We start from the raw sequence: 24,122 nt of genomic DNA on the forward strand, positions 1-24,122 counted from the left end.
CGTGCGTGGGGCCCACCGGCGAACGACGACGCCGCACGGCCTGGTGGCGAACGGCCAGGGCCCCGCCCGTCCCGGGGCGCCGGCCGGCGGCGTCGTCGCGCGGGCCGCTGACCGCGGAACGCGCACCCGGGCGCCCGCGTCCACCGCTCCCACCCGGGCGTGGGAGACTGAGTGCCATGCAGTCATCTCAGGGCGGGGAAGAGCTCGCGGGAACCGTGCTGGACGAGCCCCAGGACCTCGCGGCGGCCGTGGCCCGTGTGCGGGAGCACCCCGGGCCGGTCGAGATCACCATCGGGGCGGACCGCCCGGTGGGATCCCACATGGGCTCCAGGGTGCGCCGCCAGGCCGCCCAGCAGCTGCGCGAGGCCGGGGCGGACCCGCTGCTGCTGCGGGCGCCCGTGGCCGTGGACGAGGACATGCCGGACGAGGGCGTGCTCGCGGAGGTCGACGACGCCCTGGGCGTGTGCCGCGGGGTGGGCGCCGGGATGCTCGTGCTCGCCCTCGGCGGGGTCTCGCACCGCGGACGCCAGCGGCAGCGGCTCTACTCGATGCTCGCGGCGCTCGCCGAGGCCGCCTCACACCAGGAGGTCCGCCTCATGGTCCAGAACGCCACCGCGGTGGAGGAGGTGGTCATGCTGCTCGCGCTGCTCGACCGCGAGTTCGAGCAGGGGAGCCTGGACGTGAGCTCCGCGGACGTCACCTCCATGGCGTGGGACGTCTCCCGCTCCCGGGCCGCCGGGCAGTCCGACGACGACGCCTGGCACTGCGTGCGGCGCGCGGCCACCCGGGCGCAGGTGGTCGTCCGGGGGATCACTCCGGAGGACGCCGTGACCCTCGCGCGCACCCTGCCGGGCTTCCGCGAGGAGCGCGCCGCGGGGCGGATCCTGACCGTGCTGAGCCGCGGAACCCAGGTGCTACAGTGAATTTTCGTGTGCCCGCGGGCGCACGTCCCTTTGTTGGCGCCCACGGGTGACAACGCTCCGCCATGGTGTAATTGGCAGCACACCGGCCTTTGGAGCCGTGAGTCTAGGTTCGAGTCCTAGTGGCGGAACGCACGACACATCGAGGCGCAGATGGCCCCCACCGCCTCACGAGCACCCAGAGGAGTCTGGCCCGTGAGCACCCCTCCGAACGCCACGACCGGGGAGAACCCCGCCGCGATCATCGTTCTCGCCGCCGGCAAGGGAACCCGGATGAAGTCCAAGAAGCCCAAGATCCTGCACGAGATCGGCGGGCGTTCCATGCTCGCGCACGCGCTCAAGGTGGCGGGTGAGCTGGAGCCGCAGCGCATCGTGGCGGTGATCCGGCACCAGCGTGATCTCGTGGCCGAGCACATCGCGGACGTGGCACCGGGCGTGCTCACCGCGGACCAGTCGGACGTTCCCGGGACGGGCTCCGCAGTGGACGCGGGCCTCGAAGTGCTCGATGCAGCAGCCCCCGTGAGCGGCACCGTGCTGGTGACCTACGGGGACGTCCCCCTGCTCACGGCCGAGACCCTGCGTGCCTTCGTGGCGCACCACACCGAGCACGGCAACGCCGTCACGGTGCTCACCGCGGACCACCCCGAACCGGGCAAGTACGGCCGCATCCTGCGGGACGCCCAGGGGCGGTTCACGGAGATCAAGGAGTTCAAGGACGCCACGGAGGACGAGCGCGCGGTCACCGAGGTCAACTCCGGGATCTTCGCGTTCGACGCCGCGGTGCTGCGCGACGCCCTCTCCCGAGTGGACACGGACAACGCCCAGGCCGAGAAGTACCTCACGGACGTCCCCCGCCTGGCACGCGAGGCCGGGCACCGCGTGGACGCCCTGAAGATGGCGGACTACATGGAGCTGGAGGGCGCCAACGACCGCGTTCAGCTGGCCGCCCTGGGCCACTACCTGAACCAGCGCACGCTGGAGCGGCACATGCGCAACGGGGTGTCTGTGGTGGACCCCGCCACCACGTGGATCGACGACACCGTGGAGCTCGAGGCCGACTCCACCGTGCTGCCCGGCACCCAGCTGCACGGCAGCACGCGGGTGGCGGAGGACGCCGTCGTGGGCCCGGACACCACCCTCACCAACGTGACCGTGGGCCGTGGCGCCACCGTGGTGCGCACCCACGGCAGCGACTCCGAGCTGCGCGCGGGCGCCACCGTGGGCCCGTTCGCCTACCTCCGCCCCGGCACGGTGCTGGGCGAGGACGGGAAGATCGGCACGTTCGTGGAGACCAAGAAGTCCACCATCGGGCGCGGCTCCAAGATCCCGCACCTCTCCTACGTGGGGGACGCCACCATCGGGGAGAACTCCAACATCGGCGCTGCCTCCGTGTTCGTGAACTACGACGGTGTGAACAAGCACCGCACCGTGATCGGCAACGACGTCCGCATGGGCTCCGACAACATGTACGTGGCACCCGTGACCGTGGGCGACGGCGCCTACTCCGGAGCCGGGACCACTGTGCGCAAGGACGTCCCCGCGGGCGCCCTGGTGCTCACCGAGGGCAAGCAGGTCATTGTGGAGGGATGGGTGCAGCAGCACCGTCCCGGCACGGCCGCAGCCCGCGCGGCGGAAGCCGCCCAGCAGTCTGAGCGCGAGGACCGCGCCTGACAGGGCGCGCCACGCGAGCAGGAACCACGAGGAATTCAGAGAAAGCGAGTTCACATGACCGGCATCACCAACACGGGTTCGAACCGGATGGTTCTGCTCTCGGGTCGGGCGCACCCCGAGCTCGCGGAGAACATCGCGCGTGAACTGGGCACCGAACTGGTCCCCACGGACGCCTACGACTTCGCCAACGGCGAGACGTACGTGCGCTTCGGCGAGTCGGTGCGCGGCGCGGACGCCTTCCTCATCCAGTCCCACCCGGCACCCATCAACCAGTGGCTCATGGAGCAGCTCATCATGCTGGACTCCCTCAAGCGGGCGTCCGCCAAGTCCATCACCGTGGTGAGCCCGTTCTACCCATACGCGCGGCAGGACAAGAAGCACCGCGGCCGCGAGCCCATCTCCGCGCGCCTGATCGCGGACCTCTACAAGACCGCGGGCGCGGACCGGCTGATGTCCGTGGACCTGCACACCGCGCAGATCCAGGGCTTCTTCGACGGCCCCGTGGACCACCTCATGGCCATCCCGCTGCTGAGCGACTACGTGCGCTCCGTGGTGGACGTGGACAACGTCACCGTGGTGTCCCCGGACACCGGGCGCGTGCGCGTGGCCGAGCAGTGGGCCGAGCGCCTGGGCGGTGCGCCGCTCGCGTTCGTGCACAAGACCCGGGACATCACCGTGCCCAACCAGGCGGTCTCCAAGGAGGTCGTGGGCAACATCTCCGGGCGCACCTGCGTGCTGATCGACGACATGATCGACACCGGCGGAACCATTGCCGGCGCCGTGCAGGTGCTCAAGGACCAGGGCGCCAAGAACGTGATCATCGCCGCGACCCACGCCGTGTTCTCCGGACCGGCCGTGGAGCGGCTGTCCTCGTGCGGAGCGGACGAGGTGGTCGTCACCGACACCCTGCCCGTGCCGCCCGAGCACCAGTTCGAGAACCTCAAGGTGCTCTCGATCGCGCCGCTGATCGCCCGCGCCATCCAGGAGGTCTTCGAGGACGGCTCGGTCACGAGCCTCTTCAACGGCCACTCCTGACGCCCAGCCGTTCCCGGCCCCGGGCCGGAACCTGGAGAGCCGCCCACGTCACCGGACGAGGGCGGCTCTCTCGCGTGCAGGCCAGGTTGCGGGGGCGGGGTAGGTCAGGTTGCGGGGGCGGGGTCGCCCACGTTCCGGTGCGGGGCTGGCCGGGGCCTGACCGGGCCCGGCGGACACGGCAACGGCGGCCCGGTGCTCCGGGCCGCCGTCGGACGGGTGTGCAGGGGGATCCGGGGCTCAGATCTTGAGGACCCGCACGTGCCCGGTCTTGGTGTTGTAGCCGATCATGTAGCCCTTGGAGAATGTCTGGCGGATCTCGTCCCCGCGGCGGTACTCGTCAGTGGTGGGGAAGCCCATGCCGCGCTCCATGCCGCCCTGGGCCCAGCGCTTGCCGATCGCGCCCTGTTCCTTGATGGCGTGCGAGCCGTTTCGGGGGGTCCACATGACCTTGGTGGTCCGGCCGTTCGGAGCGCGGAACACCTGGTAGGCGCCACCGGGGAGGGGCCGCTCCTCGGTCGAGGGGAAGCCGTAGCCGTACTCGCTGCCGGCACCCAGGAACTTGGCGCCGATGCTGGACTTGTTTCGCAGCATGTGGGCCCCGCTGCCGGGGTGCCAGTAGGCGGTGCTGATCACGCCGTTGCGGGAGAACTGCTGGTACTTCCCGCCGTACCCCGCGTTGCGCTCGTTGGAGACGGGCTGGCCCCACGTGGCGGCACCGCCGGTCTTCTTGTACACCGCGCCGATGCCGCCGCTCACCGTGTAGCCGGACGGACGCCCGCCCAGGGGCTGGTAGTTCGCGGACGAGGCCAGGGACTGGAACTGCTGCCACGAGCCGCCGTACACGTTGGAGTCACCGGAGAACGGGCCGCTGTCCGAGAACTGCCACAGGTCGTAGCGGGACCAGCCGTTGGGCATGTAGCCGGGACTGGTGACCCCGTAGGACGCGAGGTGCAGCGGGTGGTTGTTGAACTGCGCGGTGTTGCCGGTGCAGGTGCTCCACCAGTCGGCGGTGGTGTAGATGGCGGGCAGTCGTCCCGTGCGCTGCTTGTAGCGGTCGGAGAAGGACTGGATCCACGAGTTCATCTGGGCGGGGGACATGTCGTAGCACGTGTTGCCCAGCGAGGCGTACGGGTTGTACTCGATGTCCAGCAGCCCCGGCAGGGTCCGGCCGTCCGCGGACCAGCCGCCGCCGTTGCTGATGAAGAAGTCGGCCTGCGCGGCGCCCGAGGTCTGGCTGGGCAGCGCGAAGTGGTAGGCGCCGCGGTTCATGCCCACGGCGTAGGAACCGGTGTACTGGTCGTTGAACGCCTCGGAACGGTAGCCGATGCCCTCGGTGGCCTTGACGTAGGCGAAGCGCGCGCCGTTGGCGTACTCCGCGCTCCAGTTGACCGCGGGCTGCCAGCCGGAGACGTCCATCCCGGCGATCCCGGCCGGACGCCAGGAGTTCTGCTGGATCACGAGCGACATGGAACCCGCGGGGCCCACGCCGGTGTCCGCTGCCTGCGGTGCCTTGGTCCCGGTGGCGCCGCTGCTCGGGGTGCTCGCGCCGGACGGGGAGGTCGACGCCGCAGGGCCGCTTCCCAGCACGGCCTTCTCGACCTTCTCGAGCTCCTTCTCCGAGGCGGGGGACAGCTTGGTGGTGTCCTCCATGGTCTTCATCTTCTGGCCCATGGTGGCCCCGGGGTTCTTGTCCCCGGTCTTCGGCGGGGCGGCGGGCAGCTGGGGATCCTGCACCACCGTCTCCAGCTCCTCCGTCTCGACCGAGACCACGTCGCCCTTGTCCGGGTTGAGGTTCTGGTGCGGGTCCTCGGCCGCGGAGGCCGGGAGGAAGCTGGTGACGATCAGCGCGGCGGCGGTCACGGCGGCGGGCAGCACTGATGTGCGGGGGGAGGTCATAGGCCTGGCCTTACTGCATGAGGGGGAGCCGCTCGGCAGGGGGGAAGGCGAGCAACCTGGGGGAACGCACTAGAAAGTGTAGAGGTTCACACAGGAATTCGAGGGATCTCACGCCCGGGTTCGGGCGACGCGGAGATGACGGGTGCGTGACCATCCCGTGGCCCCGAGGTGACGGCTGGCCCCCGACGGCGCCCGCTTGAGCGGACTGGTCGAGGTGCCCCGTACCCGGTTGCTCCTGACCGCCGGCGCCCTCCCGAGCGGAGTGGTCGAGGTGCCCGTACCCGGCCGCTGCGCTCCTGGCCGCCCCGTTCCCCAGCCCGTCCGGGAGTGCTGCTCAGTAGGCGCCGTCGGAGGCGAAGACGGCGCGCACGGTGCGCAGCATGATGACCATGTCCTGCACGGGGGACCAGTTCTCCACGTAGTAGAGGTCCAGGCGGACGGTCTGGTTCCAGTCCAGGTTGGAACGCCCGGACACCTGCCACAGGCCGGTGATGCCGGGGCGGACCCGGAGTCTGCGGTAGACGTGCTGCTCGTACTTGTCCACCTCGCTGGCGAGCGGGGGCCGGGGGCCCACCAGGGACATGGAGCCGTTGAGCACGTTGATGAACTGGGGCAGCTCGTCCAGGCTGTACCGGCGCATCCACTTGCCCGGCTTGGTCACCCGGGGATCGTCCTTCATCTTGAAGAGCACACCGCCGTCGGACTCGTTGGCCGCGAGCAGGGCGGCCTTGCGCTCCTCGGCATCGGTGTACATGGAACGGAACTTGAGCATCTTGAACCGGGTGCCGTCGATCCCCACCCGCTCCTGCGCGAAGAACGCCGGACCGCCGTCGTGCGCCTTGACCAGGATGCCCAGCACGAGCATCACGGGGAAGAGCAGGATCAGCGCGGTGAGCGAGCCCGCGATGTCGATGCACCGCTTCACGATCTTCTTGGCCCGTGTGAACCGCGGCGTGGCCACGTGGATCAGGGGAAGCCCGGCCAGCTGCTGAGTGTGGATGCGGGGACCGGCCACGTCCGTGAGACCGGTGTTCATGACCAGGCGGATGCGCTCGTCCGCGAGGGCCCAGCCGAGGTGGCGGATCTCCGTGGTGCTGAGCGGCACCGCGGCCGCCATCACCAGGGTCTCCACGTCGTGCTCGCGGCAGGCCCTCATGATCCCCTGCACGCTCGGACGTTCCTCGGACGCCAGTGCGTTCTCGGGCAGGCGGACGGACGCCAGGGAATCGGGCAGCTTGTGGTGCGACGTGGGCATGTAGACCACCACGGGGTCGAAGCCCGCGTCCGGGCGGCTCTGCAGCTCGCCCACGAGCTCCACGGCGCCCGGAAAGCGGCCCACCACCATGGTGCGGGACATGTTGAGCCCCCGGGAGCGCCGGCGCATGAGCTGGCGGCGGGTCCACATGCGCCCCCCGAGCAGGGTGAGCGTGCCCACGGGCAGGGCGATCAGGATGTACCCGCGCGCGGTGGGCACGTTGAAGGCGTAGGACGCGATGGCGATCGCGGCGAAGAGTGTGAGCGACGCCGTGACCACCTGCTTGGCCTCTTCGGCCCCGTTGCCGATCAGACGCACCCCGCGGGTGCCCCTCAACTCGAGCCACACCCACCAGCCGAGCCCGAGCAGGACGCCCACCAGCCAGTAGGGGATGGGCAGCTCGTCCAGCTGCAGCAGCCCCTGGAGCCGCCCGAACCGCAGTGCCTGGGCCGCGGCCAGGGCGATGACGAGTGCGACGGCGTCGTAGACCCTCAGCTCGCGCTGGTAGCTCTCACGCCAGGACAGATGCTCGTGCTTGTGGCTTGCCTTCTGGAACACGGTCGACGAACCTTCCCCCAAAAACCGTTCGACGGCGAGACGCCCCACGCGCTCGCTCGGTGCTGGTCCGATGTGAGGCGGCCCCAGCACACGGTGTTCATCTCCCCCGAGATTTACGCCCGCTAACACCTGAATATACCCCCTCACCTGGTCAAATACCCCGCAATGACATGATTCGGGGCTGATGTGGGGACACGGACCGCGAAGGATCGCGGCGGGCCGTGGACCGGATGGGGGTCAGTTGTCACCCGCCCTGGTGGCGTCGGCGAACGCGTTGTCCCCACCACGGGTGCACACCCCGACCGCTTTCCGGGCGGGGCCCGGATCCCGCCCCTGAGTGCGCGAGCCCCGGGGCGGGGGCGTCCTCGGGTGGATGCGTCCTCGGGCGGATTCGTCCTGGGGGAGCGGGTAACGGGGGTGGGCGAACGGCGCCCGTGAGGCGCGCCCCGCCCCGCGCGGGCGGCGTCGTGATCCCCGCCGGCCCGCGGCGCCCGTGGTATCCTGTGCGGGTTGCCAAGGCGAGGGGGCGTGCGCGCCCCGTTATCGACGACGGCCTGTGGATCCTTTCGATCCGCCGCACCCGGTGCAGACTTCCCGGGCGGTGGGCGGAGTGCCGCACCACGTCGGTCGCAGACCGCCCGAACGTCCGGTGCCACCCGCACCGCGAGCGCGCGGACGGTCTGACGGTGACCAACCAGACCAACGATCGAAGGAGCACCATCATGGTGGATGTCATCACCATTCCCGCAACTCTGCGCACCGACTTCGGCAAGGGCTACGCCCGCCGCGTGCGCGCCAACGACCAGATCCCCGCCGTGATCTACGGCCACGGCGCCGAGCCGCTGCACGTGATCCTGCCGGGCCACGAGATGATGCTGGCCTCCCGCAACTCCAACGCCGTGCTGGAGATCAACGTGGACGGCGAGGGCCACCTGGCCATGATCAAGGAGGTCCAGCGCCACGCCGTGCGTCCCGAGATCCTCCACATCGACCTGCTGACCGTGCGCCGCGGCGAGCGCGTCGAGGTCGAGATCCCCGTGCACGTGGAGGGCGAGGTCGCACCGACCGCCATCCACAACGTGGAGGAGAACGTCCTCGTGGTCGAGGCCGACGCCCTGAAGGTTCCCGAGTACCTCGAGGTGGACATCGCGGACCTCGAGGCCGGCGAGCACGTCTACGCCAAGGACGTCACCCTGCCCGGCAATGTCACGCTCGTGTCCGACCCCGACCTCCTGGTCGTCAACGTCTCCGAGCCGATCGAGCAGGACCTGGGCGAGGAGCCCGAGACCGAGGACGAGGAGACCGAGGGCGAGCAGTCCGAGGGCGAGTCCGAGGAGTCCTCCGAGGACAGCGAGTAAGGACCGGTCCCAGGTCGCGCCCGCAGGCGGACGCGACGCGGTCTCGGAACGGCGGCGGGTGCCATGGGCGCCCGCCGCCGTTCTGTGTTCCGGGCACCGAGGAGCGCGCCGGCCAGCCCGGACGTACAGTCCTCGGGGAGTTCCCGGGGGCGCCGAGGGCCCCGGTGCCAGGCAGGTTCCGGAATGCTGGGGGACGGGGCGCGGGATTGCGCACGGCACGAGAGTCACGACGAGTGAGGAGCAGGACATGGGCGATCGCACCCTGGTGGTGGGACTGGGAAATCCGGGTGAGCGCTACGCGGGCACGCGGCACAACATCGGCGCCATGGTGGTCGCGGAGCTCTCGGCGCGGGCAGGCGCACGGCTGTCGGCGCACAGGGCGCGCGCCGCGGTGGCCGAGACGCGGTTGCGCCCGGGCGCCCCGAGGCTCGTGCTGGCCCAGCCGCTGAGCTACATGAACCTCTCCGGCGGACCCGTGAGCGCACTGGCCGGGTACTACTCGCTGGGGCTCGAGGATCTCGTGGTGGTGCACGACGACATCGACCTCCCCTTCGGGGCCGTCAAGCTCAAGCGCGGCGGCGGGGAGGGCGGCCACAACGGGCTGCGGGACATCACCAAGGCCATGGGCGGCAAGGACTACGTGCGCGTGCGCGTGGGTGTGGGCCGCCCGCCCGGACGCATGGACACCGCGGACTACGTGCTCAAGAAGTTCTCCGGCGCGGAGGCCAAGGAGCTGCCGCTGCTGGTGTCCGAGGCCGCGGACGCCGTGGAGATGCTCACGGAGCAGGGGCTCACCGCCACCCAGCAGCACGTCCACCCGCGCAACCCCGCCTGACCAGACGGGTCCCACCCCTCGGACCAGCGGCTGCGCGACGGAGGGGACGAACACGAGCAGCGCCCCTTTCCACACGGAAAGGGGCGCTGCTCGTGGTGGGGCGCGTGCGGCGTCGTCGACTCAGTCCAGGGTGTCGGGATCGTGACCGGCGGCCCGCATGGCCTTGTACTTGCGGTTGCGCGGGGCGATCAGCGCGGCACCCACGATCGCGGCCAGCAGCGAGCCGCACAGGATGCCCACCTTGGCGTGGTCGCTGTGCGGGCTGCCCTCTCCGAAGCTCAGCTCCGCGACCAGCAGGGACACCGTGAAGCCGATGCCGGCCACCACGGACATGCCCAGCATGTCGAACCACGTGTAGTCCCGGTCCTTCTCCGCAGAGGTGAACCGGTCCATGAGCCACGCGGCTCCGAAGATGCCCACGGGCTTGCCGATCAGCAGACCGGCCACGATGCCCAGGGCCACGGGGTCCGTGGCGGCGGCGGTGATGCCCTCCCAGCCGCCCACGGCCACGCCCGCGGAGAAGAACGCGAACACCGGGATGACCAGCCCGTTGGACAGCGGCCGGAACCGGTACTCCAGGGCGGGAGCCAGGCCCATGCGGGGGTCCTCCTGGCGGATGATGCGCGGCTCCTGCTTCAGCACGGGAACCATGAAGCCCAGCAGCACACCGGCGATCGTGGCGTGGATCCCGGACTCGTACACGAGCCACCACGTGATCACACCGATCGGCAGCAGGATGACCCACGCCGCCCAGTGCTGCGCCATGAACCAGCCCATGTACTTGTGGGTGAGGAACCAGAACAGGCCCAGCATGACGGCGGCACCGGCCAGGAACCCGAACTCCACGCTCTCCGTGTAGACGAAGGCGATGATGGCGATCGCGATGAGGTCGTCCACCACGGCCAGGGTCAGCAGGAACGTGCGCATGGCCACCGGCAGGGACGATCCCACGACCGCGAGCACCGAGACCGCGAAGGCGATGTCCGTGGCCGTGGGGATGGCCCAGCCGTGCAGCGCCGTGGGGTCACCGCCCGAGGCCAGGTTGATGCCCAGGAAGATCAGCGCCGGAACCGCCACGCCGCCCACGGCGGCCACCACGGGCAGGATGGCCTTGCGCAGGTTGTGCAGCTCCCCGTCCACGAACTCGGCCTTGAGCTCCAGACCGGTGAGGAAGAAGAAGATGGCGAGCAGCCCGTCCGAGGCCCAGTGCCCCACGGTGTGCTGCAGCCCGGCCACCTCTCCCGGGCCCACCTCGGCGTCCCGGAGCCCGAAGTAGGCCTCGCTCCACGGGGAGTTGGCCACCACGATGGCCAGGACCATGGCGATCAGCAGGAGGAGCCCGCCCGTGGTGTCCTTGCGGAGGAATGTGGTGATGCGTCCCCCGGATTCCGGGGCCGTTTGCGTGTCCGTGCTCACTACGAGGATCTCCCAACGCGCGCACCGTGGTTGGTCCGCGACTGTCGTGTCGGATGGGGGACGGCCGGGCGGCACGCGGGGTGCCGTCCGGCCGTCCGGGGCGTTGCTGGTGTCAGTGCTGGGCGATCCACGCCTCGGCCTGGCGGGCCTGCAGGGTCAGGGCCTTGCCGATGTAGGGCTCGGCCGTGGCGGCGATCTTCTTGCCGACCAGCGGGATGTTGGCCTGGACCTCACCGGTGACGTCCACGGAGGTCTCCTGCTCGCCCAGGGGCTTGACCTGCTGCTGGGCGGTGGCGCCCACGGGCAGGCCGGAGGCCTTGATCTCGGTGCGCACGGTGCGGGAACCGTCCGCGGCGGGGGCGTCGTAGGTGTCCACCTGGGTGAACTTCACGCCGTTCTTCACGAACTTCTTGACGGCGTCCGGCAGCTTGTCCGAACCCATGCTGCGCACGGTGGTCGCGGTGAACGCGGTGGAGGTGTCGCCGTTGACCTCGAAGGATTCGAAATGCGCGCCCCCGAGCTCGGTCACGTGGCGCACGAACGCCTCGTCCACGAAGGTCTTAAGGACGGTGTCCACGGGGGCCTTGATGGTGGTGGATGCATTGACGGACATGGTGCTCCTTGCGGGATCGGTAGCGGTTCGTCGGTTCCGCGCCCGTGGTGACCGGCGCGGGTGCTTCCGTCCATCCTAACGGCGGGAGGGCGGGGCGCCGCCCTCGGCCCGGGCCAGGGGGAGCCACCCCCGTGACCGCCGCAGGATCAGGGGCGGTGCCGGGGTGTCCGCCAAAGAGCGGGCAGGAAACTGGCTCCTGACGGCAACTGGCAGGGTGTCCGCCTCTCTAGACTGATCTCCGGCCGTCCCGGGGGTTCTGGACGCGGCGGCCGAACGGCGGGGTGGGGATCCCGCACGGCGCGCAAGCACGCGCGCACCTGACCGCACCCCGCGACCTCCGCGCGGACGCGCAGCCATGGGGGGTTGAATGTTTCTGCAGCATCCGCGTTCAGCGGGTCACGGCGCGTCGCCGGGCACCGCGGCGACGTCGGCGACCGTGGCGCCCGGACCGGCGCCACGGGACGTCCCCGGGCCGCGGGGCGGCCACCCCGTGGTGCTCCACGTGGTCGAGGCCTTCGGCGGCGGCGTGGCGGCCGCGGTGCGCGACTACGCCCGCGCCACGCCGGAGTGCGAGCACCACCTGCTGTGCCACCTGCGGCCCGAGGCCGTGAACCTCGAGGCGCAGTGGGACGGCGACTTCACCTCGGTGCGCACGCTGCCCGGGGGGCACCTGGCGAACATCAAGGCCACGCGCTGGGCCATCCGTGAGGTCAAGCCGGACGTGATCCACTCCCACTCGAGCTACGCGGGGGTCTACGCCCGCCTGGCCGTGGGCCACCTGCCGCGCCGCCGCATCGACACGCTCTCGCCGCTGAACGCGCCCGCGGCGCCCACCACGCGCGCCGAGCGCCACGGGGACCTGCTCTCGCACGCGGACCTCGCGCCGTCGGGCCAGGACCAGGTTCCCGCGGGGCTCGCAGAACCGCGGGAGCAGGGCACGGGACGACGCCGCACGCGCGCCGTGCCGGCCCCGCTGGACAGTGCCCTGCGGGAGCTCACGAGCAACAAGTACCTGGACGTCTCGCTGTCCCGGATCAAGCAGGTGTACACGCCGCACGCGTGGTCCTTCTCCCGCCTGGACCGCTCCCGCCTCACCAGGCTGGGCTACTGGGTCCTGGAGGGCGCGCTCGCGGCACGCACGGACGTGCTCGCGGGCTGCTCCAAGGCCGAGAACAACGTGGCGCACTGGGGACCCATCTCACCGCACACGGTGTACGTGCCCAACATCGCGCACCCGCACGGGGGTCCCAGGCGCCGACCGGAGCCGGGAGCGCCGCTCGTGGTCGCGGGAGCCGGGCGCCTTGCCGCGCAGAAGGACCCGGTGTTCTTCGTGCAGGCCGTTGAGGCCATCCGTGCGGCCGGGCACCGCGTGGCCCCGCTGTGGATCGGCGGCGGGGACGCGGACGTCGAGCAGCTCCTGCGGGAGCACGGCGTGGAGGTCACGGGCTGGGTGGGGCACCACGAGGTGCGCGAGCACCTGCAGCGCGCGGACGTCTACCTGCACACGGCGCGCTGGGAGGGCTTCCCCATCACCGTGCTTGAGGCCGCGCTCAGCGACATCCCGGTGGTCGTGCGCCGGATCCGGGTGTTCGACGACGCGGGGCTGCCCGTCGTCGTGGACACCCCGGAGGACGTGGCACGGCGCTGGGCGGAGATCACGGACGAGCGGGCGCGGGACGAGGTCTCGGCGTGGGCGCGCAAGGCGCTGTGGGAGAACTGCTACGCGGTGCAGCGCCGCAGGCTCGGCGAGATCTACGGGATCAGCGTCCCGCTCGCGGAGCACACGGACGCGTGAACAGCGCATCACAGGGGAGAGACCGGGGGAGAAGACCATGACCGTCATCGAGGCACGAGCACCAGAGGTGGACAGCCGACCCACCGCACCCGCAGGGGTGCGGGGCGCGGGGATGTGGACGGGCGCGGGAGAGCGCGCCACCTTCACGTGGCTGCACACACCCGAGAACGGACGCACGCGGGGACTGGTGGTGATCGCCCCGCCCGTGGGTCGGGAGCACGTGCAGGCCTACCGGCCGCTGCGCCAGCTCGCGATGCTGCTCACGGGGGCAGGATACTGCGTGGCGCGCGTGAGCTACCGGGGCGTGGGGGACTCCCACGCGCTGTCCCCGGAGGAGGACCTGCTCGCCGAGTGGGAGCGCAACATCCTGGACGCCACCCGCCAGGCCCGCGAGGTGTGCGGCATCGAGGACCTGCCCGTGTTCGGCATCGGCTACCGGGTGGGGGCGGGGCTGCTCACGCGCTGTGCGGAGCACTTCGACCGGGTGCTCGCGTGGGAACCCGTGAGCGGCGCCGTGTTCGTCAAGCAGTGGGCGCGGCTGCGCCGGGCCACGCTCCCCGAGATCCCCGTGGGGGAAGGGGTGGACCTCATGGGCCTGTGGCTCACGGACGAGCAGGCGCGGCAGCTGTCCACCCTCACGGACCCGCGCAAGCTCCCGGAGCTGCCCGGCAACGTGGAGATCCACCGCGAGCAGGACCAGCCCCGCGCCAAGGTGATGTACGGCGTGGAGTCCCTGGACGTGCGGGTGCACTACGACGTGCTTGAGGAGCTGCTGTGGCGGCTGCCCCGCCCGCAGCTGGTGGATTCCGTCTGCGGGGGCAGGGGACCGCAGCGCAACGTGTTCCGGGCTCCCAGCGGTGAGCTGTGCGCCGAGGAGATCGTGGTGGTGGATCCCCAGGGCTACCCCGGGGTGCTGACCGGGCCCGTGCAGGACGAGGCCGCTGCGGTGGCACCGTGGCCGGGCAAGCCCACGACGTTCTTCGCCCCCGGGGCCTCCGAGCCGCGCGACGGCTCCACCCTGTGGTCCGAGACCGCCCGGCGGCTCGCGGGGCAGGGCGTGGTGAGCCTGCGGGCGGACCGGGACGGTGCGGGGGACCGTGTCCTGCTGTGGTCGGACCGGGACCCCAACCCGTACCGGTACCTCAACGCGCAGGCGCTGCGGGAGCAGGCCCAGTGGCTCGCGGACCACTTCCACACGGACGTGGTGGCCACGGTGCTGTGCTCCGGTGCGTGGGCCGCCCTGCGTGCCGCGCGGGAACCCGCGGGGATCGCCGCAACGTCCATGGTCCTCGTCAGCCAGAACGAGTGGCGCATGAACCAGAAGTTCTTCGACGAGCTGCGGCTGAGCTACGACGGGGACGCCAAGCTGCGCGCCAAGACCGCGGCCCGGCCCGCGGAGGCGTCCGGACCGCACCCGGGCAGCAGGCGCGGGGACGGGCGGACCGAACCGGGCCGCGCGGCGTCGGCCCCGCACGGCGCCGAGCGCGCTGCGGCTCCCACGGTGCCGGAGCGGGCCCGCACGGCCCTGAGCGGTGCGCGGGTCTGGGCCACGGACCGGCTGGGGGACGCCAAGCAGGCGGGATCCCTCGCCCTGCGCCACCACACGCCGGAACCGGTGTGGAACCTGATGGCCCGCAGCCCGGCGGCGTCGATCCCGGACCACGTGCTGGAGCGGGCGAGCCACAACCGGTCCGTGACCCTGCTGGTGGGTCCGGACGACGAACCCCGCTACCGGGAGACCATGGCGGACCGGGCGGTGACCCGGCTGCAACGGCGCGGCCGGGACATTCACGAGCACTTCGTGCCGCACGTGGACCACTCGGTGCTCTCGCGCACCGCACGCAACCTGATCGCTCGTCAGCTCGACGAGGTCTTCGCCCAGTGGAAGGTCCAGTAGCACCGTCATGCCAGACACCCCCGCCGCCCCCGCGCCCCGGACGGACACGTCCCGCGTGGGAGCCAACATCCTGTGGAACTACATCTCGGGATTCACGAGCGTCTTCGGGCTGCTCCTGCTCTACCCCTTCGCCATCGCGATCGTGGGGGCCGAGTCCTACGGCCTGTGGGTCATCGCGTTCAGCGCGATCCAGCTGCTCACAATGTCCGACTTCGGCCTGGGCACGGGCATCGTGCGCACCCTCGCGGACCTGCCCGACGACGCCGCCCACCGGCGCCGCCGGGAGAGCTTCGTGGCGGTGTCGGTGGGAGTGTTCCTGGTGCTCGCCGTGGTGCTCACCACCCTGTACTTCGTGGTGTTCCCGCTGTACCTGGGAACCGTGGCCGTCCCCGAGCGGGACCGCCACGCCGTGGTGCCCATGGTGGTCGCGGCCGGGATCACGCTGTTCGTGTCCGTGCTGGGCCGTGCGTGCAACTCGGTGCTGTGGGCGCTGAACCGCCCGGACATCGAGCGCAAGGCCGCCGTGGTGTCCATCCTGGGACGAGCCGCGGGATACGTCCTGCTCATCCCCCTCCAGGGGGGACTGATCGCCCTGGTGCTCGTGGAGTGCCTCTCGCTGCTGCTGCCGCCGGTCGTGTGCTTCATCGCCGTGCTGCGCCGCTTCGGACTGGCGCGTCCGCTGCCCGGGGCGTGGCGGGAGCAGGGCCGACCGCTGCTGCGGATGTCCTCCGTCCTGTCCATCGGCTCGCTGTCCCTGCTGGGCGTGTACCAGCTGCCGCTGTTCGTGGTGGGTCCCACCCTCGGGCTGCAGGCCGCCACCGCGTTCGGCGCGCTCATGCGCGTGAGCCAGAGCGCTCGTCTGGTGGTCAGCTGGATCGCCATGCCGTTCGCCTACCCCATCAAACGGGCCCGTGGTTCCGAGGCCGCGGAGCACATCCGCGTGGCCATGACGGTGTCCCTGCTGGTGGGGCTCATGATCAGCATCCCGCTGCTGGCGATCCCCACGGAGCTGCTGACCGTGTGGCTCGGCTCCAAGATGGCGTTCGCGGCACCGGCCCTGGCCGTGGTGGTCGTGGGTGTGCTCGCCGAGTCACTGGGTCAGGTGCCCACCCTGGTCATGACCCTGCGGGGCAGCCCGCTCGTGGCCTCCCTCATCAGCCTCGCCGTGCTGGTGGTCACCCTGCCCGCGGTGTGGCTCGCGGCCCGGACGGACAACCTGGAGATCGTGATGGCGGCCTCCGTGGTGCCCCTGGCGCTCGCGGTGCCCGTGCAGCTGCACTTCAGCGAACGTGCCGAGCCCAGCGGTGTGAAGGCGGAGAACCTCCGCATCTGGGCGCTCATGGTGCTCGCCGCCGGGGTGGGCGCCGTCGTGTTCGCCGTGCTGGGGCGCGTGCTCCCGGACGTCCTCTCCATCGCGGTGTGCGCGGTGGCGCTCGGTCTGGTGTTCCTGGCGGCGTTCCGCCGGATCCGCCGCCGGGACCACGAGCTCAACGTGGCCCAGCGGGAGGTCGTTCAGGACTCCGCGGTCAGCTCTTCGTAGAGCTCGCGGTAGCGCCGGGCGGCGCCGCGGATGTCGAACTCGTCCCGGGCCAGCTCCCAGCTGCGACGACGCAGCTCGTGGCGCTGCCCGGGGCCCAGTTCCAGCAGCCGGCACACGGAGTCCGCCAAGGACGCGGGATCGGACATGGGCACCACGGCCCACGGCTCCACGGCCAGCAGCCGTGCGTCCCCCGTGTCCGTGGTGACCACGGGGAGTCCTTCCCCCAGGGCCTCGATGCCCGCCATGGGCAGGGCCTCGTGGTTGCTGGAGAACACCATGGCGTGCGCGGAGCGGATCAGCCCGCGCACGTCGGACACCGAGCCGCGCAGGGTCACGGCGTGGTCGATGCCCAGCCGTTCCAGCTCTCGGGTGAGCTCCGTGTTCTCGGGATCCACGCGGTGACCCGCGCAGACCAGCCGGGCGCGGGGGTGGCGCTGCAGCACCCCCGCGAAGGCCGCGAAGAGCGTGGGGTGGTCCTTGGACGGCGCGTGGCGGCCCAGGTGCAGCAGCAGCGGATCTCCCGACGGCTCCGGGGCGGGCTCCGCGGCGGTCACGGAGCCGTTGTGCACGATCCGGATCTGCTCGCCCGGGAAGCGGTAGCCGAACTCCACTGCGAAGTCCCGCGCGGACGGTGAGCACGCCACCACCGCGTCGAAGCGTGAGGACAGTTTCGCGGCGATGCGCCACACGATCCCCGCCACGCGGCTCGAGGCCTGGTCCAGGCTGGAGTGCAGCGTGGACACCCGTACTGCCCCGTGGGGGGTGAGCGCGTTGACCAGGTCGGACTGCTGCAGGTGGGAGTGCACCACGTCGATCCCGTGCCGCTTCACGAGAGTCCGCACGGCCCGCACGGCCGCCACGGGGAGCACGTCACGGCGGCTCATCCCCGCGTAGGTGGTGCTCGTGGCCGCGGCCTCGAGGCGAGGGGACAGCGCCCCGGGGGAGAGCAGCACCAGCAGGTGCGCCTCGTCCCCGGCCTCACGGCTCAGCAGCAGCTGCTCGATGAGGGTCTGCGCGCCGCCGGTCTCGGCGTCGTTGACGATGTGGAGAACTCGCACGGGGCGGGCCTTTCTGCAGAGCGGTGGACGGGAGGGCGGGCGCGGCGCGCCGGCCAGCGGGTCAGGTGGTCAGCGAGTGGTCTGGTGTGCGGTGAGTGGTGCGGGACGCCCGGTTGCCACCGGAGACCCGGACTCGTCCGGGACCCGGGCACGCGAGAGTTCCAGGCCGAGGCACACCCCGGCCACACCCCACACCCAGAAGGCGGAGTCGTAGCTGGTGGTGCCGCCGGCCACCACGAACCACACCACCAGGGTGCACGCGCCGAGCCACAGGGGATTGCGGCCCCCGGAGCGCAGGCACAGGACGGTCAGGAAGATGATGAGCGCCAGGCCGAAGAGCATCCCGCTCTCGAGCACCACGCGGCCGATCACGGAGTAGATGTCTGGCAGCGGGTTGTAGTGCTGCAGATCGCCCAGGGGTATGCGGCCCGTGAGGAACAGCTCGTTGGAGCGGCCGCGCCCCACACCCCACAGGAACGCGGTGGGGTCCGAGAACAGGTAGCGCACGGAGGCGATGATCGAGGACCCGCGGTCCGCCCAGGACCAGTTGAAGGACTCGCGGCGGTCCCGCAGGACGTCCAGGCCCACGTAGACGGCGCCGGCGAGACCCAGGGGCACCAGCAGCACGGCGGCCCATGCCCGGCGCACGGCGTAGGGCGCGATCGCGGCGATCAGCACGACTCCCAGCACCACCACGGCGGCACCTGATCCGGAGATCGCCACGGCCCACAGCACGAGGGCCATGGCCACGACGTCCCGCGGCGTCATCCTGCGCCCGTGGTGGCGCACGACCACCACGAGGGCCATGGCCATGAGGGACAGCGTGCCCACCATGAAGGAGGTCTCCGGGAAGAGCCCGAAGGGCCGGCGCACGTACATGATGAACGTCTCGCTGAACTCGGAGACGTTCGCGTAGCCGGGCAGGCTGTAGAGGCTCTCGAGTGGAATGGTGTCGAAGAGGTCGAAGAACACGTACTTCTGCACGAGTGTGTACGCGGCACTGAGCAGGATGGTCCAGCTCAGCCACGCGATGGCCCGGGAACCCAGGAAGAGGGTGGCCGCCGCAGCTCCGGCTACGGGGAGTGTGTAGACCAGCCACGTGAAGGAGCCCGAGACCAGCAGGGGCTGCGGCGTGAGGAACATCCGCACGAACGAGGCCAGGAACGGCACCGCGCCCACCAGCAGAGCGGTCCACATCACGGGCATGTGGCGGGTGCAGCGCAGGATGAGCGCCACGCAGACCACGCTGGACAGCGGGAGGTTGGTGTTGGACCCCAGCGGCACCGCGGCGTAGGGCAGGGCGGAGAGCACGATCAGCGCCCCCGACAGGGCACGGTCCAGGGCCGTGCCGTGGACCGAGCCGTCCGTGCGGTTTGCGGCGGTGGTCAGGCCCCGGCGTGCGGTCCCGCGCGATCCGGCTCCCGGGACGGGGAGGACGGCCGTGCTCATGAGGTCCAGGTTCCCAGCACCGCGGCCACCGTGGGCTGCCAGTCGGCGTGGTCCCGGCCGGAGACGGCGCGGCGGTCGCGCCGTGGCGTGGCGGCGTCGTCGTACACCGCGCGCAGGGTGGCGCCGAACGCCCGGGTGTCGCGCACGTCGGCGGCGGTGAAGCGGTCGTAGCCGCGGGCCTGCGCGCGCAGGGAGGGCAGGTCCGAGGCGACCACCGGGGTGCCCGCACCCACGGCCTTGGCCAGCACACCGGAGTGCGCGTCGAAGTGCGTGTAGGGCAGCACGATCACCGCGGCCTGCTGCACGAGCGCCGCGAACTCCTCACGGCTGAGGAAGCGGTCCTCGAGGTCCACGCTGGGGTGGTCGGCGGCGAGGCGCGTCAGCTCGCGGCCCAGCTCGGGGGTCTCGGCGGCGCCGCGCACCAGCAGCGGCACCCCCGCGTCCCCGGCGGCGCGGATGGCCAGCTCGATGCCCTTGTTGGCCCGCATCTCCCCGATGCACAGGGCGAACGGCTCGGCGGGGAGCTTCGCGCTCTGGGCGGGCTCCGGATCCAGTCGGGAGGACACCGGCAGGTCCACGGCCGCCACGGGGCGGCTCGTGCACCCGCGCACGATCTGGGCCTGCTCGGCGCCGTGGGTGACCACCCGGTCCGCGTGCCGCGCGCACGAACGGTCCAGCCACAGCAGGAAGCGCTCGCGCGGGGAGGCGGAGTCCAGGTCGAAGTGCGGCTGGGCGTTGTGCACGAACACCGCGGTGCGCTGGTCCCGGTGTGCTCGCAGCACACCCGGCAGCGGGTACTTGGTGGAGTCCAGGGCGAGCACGGCGGTGCGGCCCACCCGTCCCGCCGCTGCGCGCACCGCGAGGTGCTCCCGGACGAGGTCCCACACCTGCAGACCGGCGCGCAGCGCCTTCCCTGCAGCCGAGCCCGGCACCCGGGTGCGTCGCGGCGGGACGGTCTCCACGATCCGCACCGGGTGGTCCTCGCCCCACCCCAGGTAGTCGCGTGCGCCCGGCCGGGACACGAGCTGCACGGTGGCCACGCCCTCGTCCGCGCACAGCGCGAGCGCGAGGTCCGCGGCGTGCTCCAGCTGGCCGCCGTACTCGGTGGGGCACACCACGACGACGTCGCGGGGCCCCGTGGTCGGGGCGGGCTCGGCGCTCACGCCGCGCTCAGTGCTCATGGTCCGCGGCGGCGTGGGCACGGCGGCTGGCGCGCTCGGTGGTGGCACGCTCCGAGGTGGTCCGGTGACCGCGCAGCAGAACGAGGAGCAGACCCACGACGAGTCCCACGAGCGTGCCGAGGGCGGTGTTGATGGCCAGGGACGGCCCCGCCTGCCCCTCGGGCGGAGCGGCCTTCTGCACCACGTTGAGCTTGACGGTGGCGGGCTGGGCGCCGTCCTGGGACGGCGGGATGGTCTCGAGCTCCTGGCTCACGGTCACGAGGCTTTCCGCGGTGGCCTGGGCGAGGTCTGCGGCGCCCTGCGCGGAGGAGGACGTGGCGGTGATGGTGATCATGGCCGTGTTCGGCTGGTTGGTGGCTACGAGGTCCTTCTCGACGAGCTCCGCGGGAGTTTCCTCCAGGTGGAGCCGGTCCACCACGGGCTGCACCACGGAGCTGGTGGTGGCCACCTGCGCGTAGGAGCCGGCGCGGGCCACGGCGAACTGCTCGCCCATCTGCAGGTCCGTGACCGACCGCGGGTTGGCCACGTTCACGAACACCTGTGCCTGGGACTCGTAGGAGCTGGGCACCACGATCGCGGCGACGACGCCCGCGAGCGCTCCCAGCACCGTGGCGAGCACCACGAGTGGCCACAGCTGCCGCAGGCAACGGACGTACTGACTCAAATTCATGTCTCTCCCCCTGGAACCCGCACCCGGCGAGAGCCGCCGGGCACACGACGGTCCCCTGATCCCCTCGTTCGTGCACCAGAACTCTAGCCAGGATCACGGACCGCGATCCCCGGAAACGGTGTGTTCGGGACAAACGTGCCCCATAGTGTGGACGGATTCGCGGGAGGAGGGCCCGGCCGCGTTCCTAGACTTGTCCGGGTGGCCGTGCCAGCGGCCGCACGGGACGATCGACGGGGGAGAGATGACGGACCAGGGCGCGGGGGCGGCAGCCGCGGCGGAACCGCTCGTGAGCGTGGTGATCGCGGTGTACAACGGCCAGGACCTGGTGGGGCAGGCCATCAGCAGCGTGCTGCGCCAGACCCACTCGAACATCGAGGTGTTCGTGGTGGACGACGGCTCCACCGACCGCACGCCGGAGGTCCTCGCGGGGTACCAGGCGGTGGACCGCCCGGGACGCCGCGTGCGCGTGCTGCGGCAGGAGAACGCCGGGTGCGGGGCGGCCCGCAACCGGGCGCTGGAGCAGGTGCGGGGCGAGTTCGTGACGTTCCTGGACGCGGACGACGAGCTGCTGCCCCACCACCTGGAGACAATGCTGCGCCGCTACCGGCAGCTGGGGGAGGAGCCCGGGCGGGAGCGCACCGTGGTCTACACCAACGCGTGGCAGTGCACACCCTCCGGGATCAACGCGGAGCGTGTGGTGTACCGCGAGGCCATGCCGGCGCCGGACGAGCAGCGCAGCGTGATCCTGGAGTACAACATCGGCCACCTCTTCGGGCTGTTCCCCCGGGAGTTCTTCCGCGAGGTGGGGGTGTTCGACCCGGAGCAGGTCTTCGTGGAGGACTGGGAGCTGTGGCTGCGGGCCGTCTACTCCGGGTGGCGCTTCGACCGCGTGGACGAGGTCACCGTGATCCTCTCGTGGTCCGGGGGCTCCATGCAGTCCCAGCGTGACCGCATGGCGGCGGGCGAGGAGATGGCGCTGCGCAAGACGCTGGCCCGCTTCGAGCAGCAGCTCAGCCCCGAGGAACGCGAGAAGCTGCTCACCCGCCTGCGCAACGGATCCCCGCTCGCGGCGGCGTCGGAGGCGGAGCAGGCCCTGCGCGAGGGCCGTGCGGCAGACGCGCGGCGTCACCTGGAGACGGCCGCGCAGATGATGCCGAGCCAGCGACGCGTGGTGCTCAAGGCGAAGATCGCCCGCGTCCCGGGCGGGATGCGGTGGCTCGTGCGTCGCCAGCGGGCCGTGGACCGCAGCGTGGGGTACACGGACGCCATGCGGCGCTGACCGGCGTGTGGCAGCAGACCCCTCGTGCGGTGCCCGGCCGCACGCAACGGAGCGGGGCCCCACAATGGACAGGGTGAGCACCTCGTCGAACACCCCGCCCGTCCTTCTCGCGTGCGCCCACGGGACCCGTGATCCCGGTGGGCAGCAGGCGGTCGCGGCCCTCGTGGCCGCGGTGCGCGAACGGCTTCCGGGAGTCCGCGTGGTGGACACGTGGGTGGACGTCCAGGAGCCGGACCTCGTGGCGCGCACCGCCGAGCACGCCGGGCAGCGCGCCGTGGTCGTTCCGTTGCTGCTGTCCGCGGGCTACCACGTGTTCGTGGACATGGCCCGGGCCGTGCAGGGCTCACCGCACCACAGGGTGGCCGCGGCCCTCGGACCCGACCACCGGCTCGCGCGCGTGCTGGCCCGCCGGCTGGCCGAGGCACTCGACGCCGCTGGGGAAGCGGCCCCGGAACCGGTCGACGAGATCGTGATGGTCTCCGCAGGCTCCTCCGACCCCCGCGCCGGTCAGGACTGCGAACGGGTGGCGGCCATGCTCTCCGAGGTGCTCGGCCACCCCGTGTCCTCGGCCTACCTCTCCGCGGCCCGCCCGTCCCTGCCCGATGCGCTCGCGGCGGCCCGTGGCCGTGCAAACCCGGGGGACGACGCCGCAGGGTCGCCCCGCACGGATGCCGCTCCCGCGCGTCCTGGGCGCGTGCTGCTGGTCCCGTACCTGCTGGCCCCCGGGTTCTTCCACGGCCGGGCGCTCGCCGCGGGAGCGGACGTCACGGCCGAACCGCTGCTCGTGCACCCCGGCGAGGTGCCCCCGGAGCTCGTGGAGCTGGTGCTCGAGCACTACCGGGAGGCCGCCTCCAAGGCGTGATCGCACACGGCCCTGACCATGGCCCCGAGCCGGAAGCGCTCCGGGACCACAGCGGGGATTCCGGCCTCCTCGAGCGGCTGCACGCACACGGGCCCGATGGCCACGGCGGTGCAGCGCCCGTCCCGCAGGGCCCGCTGGAGGTCCTCGAGCACGCCGAGGGCGCGGGCGGCGTCGAAGACCGCGTCCACGGCCGGGGCTGCCGTGAAGGTCACGTAGTCCACGCGCCCCACGACCGCGTCCCGCACGAGTGCGGCGAGCCGTGAGCCCTCGTCGGCGGAGTCCCACCGGTACGGTGCCACGGTGCGCACGGGCAGACCCGCGGCGCGCAACCGGTCCAGCTGCTCCTCGTCCGGGGTGCCGTGCACCTGCACCGTCACGGTGCCGCGGGGTGCGGGATCCCCGGCGAGCAGCCGGTCCACGAGCTCCGCGGTGCGTCCCGAGGAGCCCGTGTACGCGCACGGGATTCCGCTCGCCCGCAGCTGCCCCGTGGCCTTCGCCCCGCGTGAGAGCACGGTGGAGGCCCGCAGCGCCGCGAGCAGCTCCTCGCCCAGTCCGTGCTCCTGTGCCACGGCGAGCCAGCGCTTGAGCCCGTAGCCCGTGGTGACCAGCACGGTGCCCGGGGCGGAGGCGATCAGGTCCCGGGTGGCGGCCAGCACGCCGTCGTCCTCGTCCGCGGGCGTGAGCTTCAGGGCCGGCGCGTAGCGCACCCGCGCGCCATGGCGTTCGAACGCCCCGCCCTGCTCCGAGGCGCGGCGGTGGGCGGTGACCGCCACGGTCAGTCCGGTCAGGGCGGGGTGCTCGGGGCTCGTCATGCTCCCAGGGTAGGAGGGGACG

General features: G+C 71.8%; 19 protein-coding genes and 1 tRNA gene. 11 read left to right on the forward strand and 9 right to left on the reverse strand.

Annotated features, from left to right (window positions below):
• Positions 1–176 precede the first annotated feature (176 nt).
• From HMPREF2833_RS00695 to HMPREF2833_RS00710, 4 genes are all read left to right on the forward strand, one after another.
• A complete protein-coding gene (locus HMPREF2833_RS00695) occupies positions 177–923 on the forward strand; it encodes a hypothetical protein (protein ID WP_019310140.1) in 747 nt (248 codons plus the stop codon).
• Between the two features lie 56 nt (positions 924–979).
• Positions 980–1,051: transfer RNA gene (locus tag HMPREF2833_RS00700), tRNA-Gln, on the forward strand.
• Between the two features lie 22 nt (positions 1,052–1,073).
• Positions 1,074–2,591 carry a bifunctional UDP-N-acetylglucosamine diphosphorylase/glucosamine-1-phosphate N-acetyltransferase GlmU gene (glmU, locus tag HMPREF2833_RS00705; protein WP_050899458.1) on the forward strand — a complete coding sequence of 506 codons (1,518 nt, stop codon included), beginning with the start codon at positions 1,074–1,076 and terminating at the stop codon, positions 2,589–2,591.
• 54 nt (positions 2,592–2,645) lie between these two features.
• Positions 2,646–3,626: a ribose-phosphate diphosphokinase gene (locus HMPREF2833_RS00710; RefSeq protein ID WP_019310138.1), complete on the forward strand. Its 981-nt coding sequence runs from the start codon at positions 2,646–2,648 to the stop codon at positions 3,624–3,626.
• Between the two features lie 237 nt (positions 3,627–3,863).
• On the opposite strand, the gene HMPREF2833_RS00715 is transcribed toward HMPREF2833_RS00710, so the two are convergent.
• Both HMPREF2833_RS00715 and HMPREF2833_RS00720 read right to left on the reverse strand, forming a co-directional pair.
• On the reverse strand, positions 3,864–5,522 hold the full coding sequence (locus tag HMPREF2833_RS00715; RefSeq protein WP_070636228.1) for a GH25 family lysozyme: 1,659 nt from the start codon (positions 5,520–5,522) through the stop codon (positions 3,864–3,866).
• 334 nt (positions 5,523–5,856) lie between these two features.
• Positions 5,857–7,335: a sugar transferase gene (locus HMPREF2833_RS00720; protein WP_070636230.1), complete on the reverse strand. Its 1,479-nt coding sequence runs from the start codon at positions 7,333–7,335 to the stop codon at positions 5,857–5,859.
• 722 nt (positions 7,336–8,057) lie between these two features.
• Between HMPREF2833_RS00720 and HMPREF2833_RS00725 the strand changes: the two genes are divergently transcribed.
• Positions 8,058–8,693 carry a 50S ribosomal protein L25/general stress protein Ctc gene (locus HMPREF2833_RS00725; RefSeq protein ID WP_070636232.1) on the forward strand — a complete coding sequence of 212 codons (636 nt, stop codon included), beginning with the start codon at positions 8,058–8,060 and terminating at the stop codon, positions 8,691–8,693.
• 247 nt (positions 8,694–8,940) lie between these two features.
• Positions 8,941–9,528 carry an aminoacyl-tRNA hydrolase gene (gene pth, locus HMPREF2833_RS00730; RefSeq protein WP_039102231.1) on the forward strand — a complete coding sequence of 196 codons (588 nt, stop codon included), beginning with the start codon at positions 8,941–8,943 and terminating at the stop codon, positions 9,526–9,528.
• 120 nt (positions 9,529–9,648) lie between these two features.
• Here pth and nhaA read toward each other — a convergent pair whose 3' ends face one another.
• Both nhaA and HMPREF2833_RS00740 read right to left on the reverse strand, forming a co-directional pair.
• Positions 9,649–10,944: a Na+/H+ antiporter NhaA gene (gene nhaA, locus HMPREF2833_RS00735; protein WP_019310133.1), complete on the reverse strand. Its 1,296-nt coding sequence runs from the start codon at positions 10,942–10,944 to the stop codon at positions 9,649–9,651.
• A gap of 112 nt (positions 10,945–11,056) precedes the next feature.
• A complete protein-coding gene (locus HMPREF2833_RS00740) occupies positions 11,057–11,557 on the reverse strand; it encodes a DUF2505 domain-containing protein (RefSeq protein WP_070636234.1) in 501 nt (166 codons plus the stop codon).
• A gap of 502 nt (positions 11,558–12,059) precedes the next feature.
• Between HMPREF2833_RS00740 and HMPREF2833_RS00745 the strand changes: the two genes are divergently transcribed.
• From HMPREF2833_RS00745 to HMPREF2833_RS00755, 3 genes are read left to right on the forward strand one after another with little or no spacing between them, the layout of a single operon-like run.
• Positions 12,060–13,352: a glycosyltransferase gene (locus HMPREF2833_RS00745; protein WP_246829052.1), complete on the forward strand. Its 1,293-nt coding sequence runs from the start codon at positions 12,060–12,062 to the stop codon at positions 13,350–13,352.
• A 37-nt stretch (positions 13,353–13,389) separates the two neighbouring features.
• The gene (locus HMPREF2833_RS00750) at positions 13,390–15,249 is read left to right on the forward strand and encodes an alpha/beta fold hydrolase (RefSeq protein WP_070636237.1); all 1,860 of its coding nucleotides are present in this window, start codon (positions 13,390–13,392) and stop codon (positions 15,247–15,249) included.
• Positions 15,250–15,256: 7 nt separating this feature from the next.
• Complete coding sequence (locus HMPREF2833_RS00755; protein ID WP_070636239.1) at positions 15,257–16,789, forward strand: lipopolysaccharide biosynthesis protein; 1,533 nt, start codon at positions 15,257–15,259, stop codon at positions 16,787–16,789.
• Here HMPREF2833_RS00755 and HMPREF2833_RS00760 read toward each other — a convergent pair.
• The 4 genes from HMPREF2833_RS00760 to HMPREF2833_RS00775 all read right to left on the reverse strand — a co-directional run bounded on the left by HMPREF2833_RS00760 (position 16,762) and on the right by HMPREF2833_RS00775 (position 21,147).
• Complete coding sequence (locus HMPREF2833_RS00760; RefSeq protein WP_070636241.1) at positions 16,762–17,847, reverse strand: glycosyltransferase; 1,086 nt, start codon at positions 17,845–17,847, stop codon at positions 16,762–16,764. The two genes, HMPREF2833_RS00755 and HMPREF2833_RS00760, sit on opposite strands and share 28 nt — an antisense overlap.
• 69 nt (positions 17,848–17,916) lie before the next feature.
• Positions 17,917–19,296, reverse strand: a complete 1,380-nt coding sequence (locus HMPREF2833_RS00765) for a hypothetical protein (protein WP_070636242.1) — start codon at positions 19,294–19,296, stop codon at positions 17,917–17,919.
• Positions 19,293–20,477 carry a glycosyltransferase gene (locus HMPREF2833_RS00770; protein ID WP_223246114.1) on the reverse strand — a complete coding sequence of 395 codons (1,185 nt, stop codon included), beginning with the start codon at positions 20,475–20,477 and terminating at the stop codon, positions 19,293–19,295. Before HMPREF2833_RS00770 ends, HMPREF2833_RS00765 begins: the two co-directional genes overlap by 4 nt.
• Complete coding sequence (locus HMPREF2833_RS00775; protein ID WP_070636246.1) at positions 20,467–21,147, reverse strand: YveK family protein; 681 nt, start codon at positions 21,145–21,147, stop codon at positions 20,467–20,469. Before HMPREF2833_RS00775 ends, HMPREF2833_RS00770 begins: the two co-directional genes overlap by 11 nt.
• 241 nt (positions 21,148–21,388) lie before the next feature.
• Between HMPREF2833_RS00775 and HMPREF2833_RS00780 the strand changes: the two genes are divergently transcribed.
• Together HMPREF2833_RS00780 and HMPREF2833_RS00785 are read left to right on the forward strand one after the other, a co-directional pair.
• On the forward strand, positions 21,389–22,426 hold the full coding sequence (locus HMPREF2833_RS00780; protein ID WP_070636248.1) for a glycosyltransferase family 2 protein: 1,038 nt from the start codon (positions 21,389–21,391) through the stop codon (positions 22,424–22,426).
• 64 nt (positions 22,427–22,490) lie between these two features.
• Positions 22,491–23,288 carry a sirohydrochlorin chelatase gene (locus HMPREF2833_RS00785; protein WP_070636250.1) on the forward strand — a complete coding sequence of 266 codons (798 nt, stop codon included), beginning with the start codon at positions 22,491–22,493 and terminating at the stop codon, positions 23,286–23,288.
• Here the strand turns inward: HMPREF2833_RS00785 and HMPREF2833_RS00790 are convergent.
• Positions 23,261–24,100, reverse strand: coding sequence for a uroporphyrinogen-III synthase (locus HMPREF2833_RS00790; RefSeq protein ID WP_070636252.1), 840 nt, complete (start codon positions 24,098–24,100; stop codon positions 23,261–23,263). The two genes, HMPREF2833_RS00785 and HMPREF2833_RS00790, sit on opposite strands and share 28 nt — an antisense overlap.
• Positions 24,101–24,122: the final 22 nt, after the last annotated feature.

Origin of the sequence: Kocuria sp. HMSC066H03, from assembly GCF_001812045.1 — a bacterium.
Lineage (GTDB): Bacteria > Actinomycetota > Actinomycetes > Actinomycetales > Micrococcaceae > Kocuria > Kocuria rhizophila.

Bases quoted from the DNA above. Each gene is read 5' to 3' on its own strand.
- HMPREF2833_RS00725 (WP_070636232.1), top strand. From the start codon at position 8,058: ATGGTGGATGTCATCACCATTCCCGCAACTCTGCGCACCGACTTCGGC.
- HMPREF2833_RS00750 (WP_070636237.1), top strand. From the start codon at position 13,390: ATGACCGTCATCGAGGCACGAGCACCAGAGGTGGACAGCCGACCCACC.
- HMPREF2833_RS00775 (WP_070636246.1), bottom strand. From the start codon at position 21,147: ATGAATTTGAGTCAGTACGTCCGTTGCCTGCGGCAGCTGTGGCCACTC.
- HMPREF2833_RS00740 (WP_070636234.1), bottom strand. From the start codon at position 11,557: ATGTCCGTCAATGCATCCACCACCATCAAGGCCCCCGTGGACACCGTC.
- HMPREF2833_RS00715 (WP_070636228.1), bottom strand. From the start codon at position 5,522: ATGACCTCCCCCCGCACATCAGTGCTGCCCGCCGCCGTGACCGCCGCC.
- HMPREF2833_RS00780 (WP_070636248.1), top strand. From the start codon at position 21,389: ATGACGGACCAGGGCGCGGGGGCGGCAGCCGCGGCGGAACCGCTCGTG.
- pth (WP_039102231.1), top strand. From the start codon at position 8,941: ATGGGCGATCGCACCCTGGTGGTGGGACTGGGAAATCCGGGTGAGCGC.
- HMPREF2833_RS00755 (WP_070636239.1), top strand. From the start codon at position 15,257: ATGCCAGACACCCCCGCCGCCCCCGCGCCCCGGACGGACACGTCCCGC.
- HMPREF2833_RS00785 (WP_070636250.1), top strand. From the start codon at position 22,491: ATGGACAGGGTGAGCACCTCGTCGAACACCCCGCCCGTCCTTCTCGCG.
- HMPREF2833_RS00710 (WP_019310138.1), top strand. From the start codon at position 2,646: ATGACCGGCATCACCAACACGGGTTCGAACCGGATGGTTCTGCTCTCG.
- HMPREF2833_RS00790 (WP_070636252.1), bottom strand. From the start codon at position 24,100: ATGACGAGCCCCGAGCACCCCGCCCTGACCGGACTGACCGTGGCGGTC.
- glmU (WP_050899458.1), top strand. From the start codon at position 1,074: ATGGCCCCCACCGCCTCACGAGCACCCAGAGGAGTCTGGCCCGTGAGC.
- HMPREF2833_RS00765 (WP_070636242.1), bottom strand. From the start codon at position 19,296: ATGAGCACGGCCGTCCTCCCCGTCCCGGGAGCCGGATCGCGCGGGACC.
- HMPREF2833_RS00695 (WP_019310140.1), top strand. From the start codon at position 177: ATGCAGTCATCTCAGGGCGGGGAAGAGCTCGCGGGAACCGTGCTGGAC.
- HMPREF2833_RS00770 (WP_223246114.1), bottom strand. From the start codon at position 20,477: ATGAGCACTGAGCGCGGCGTGAGCGCCGAGCCCGCCCCGACCACGGGG.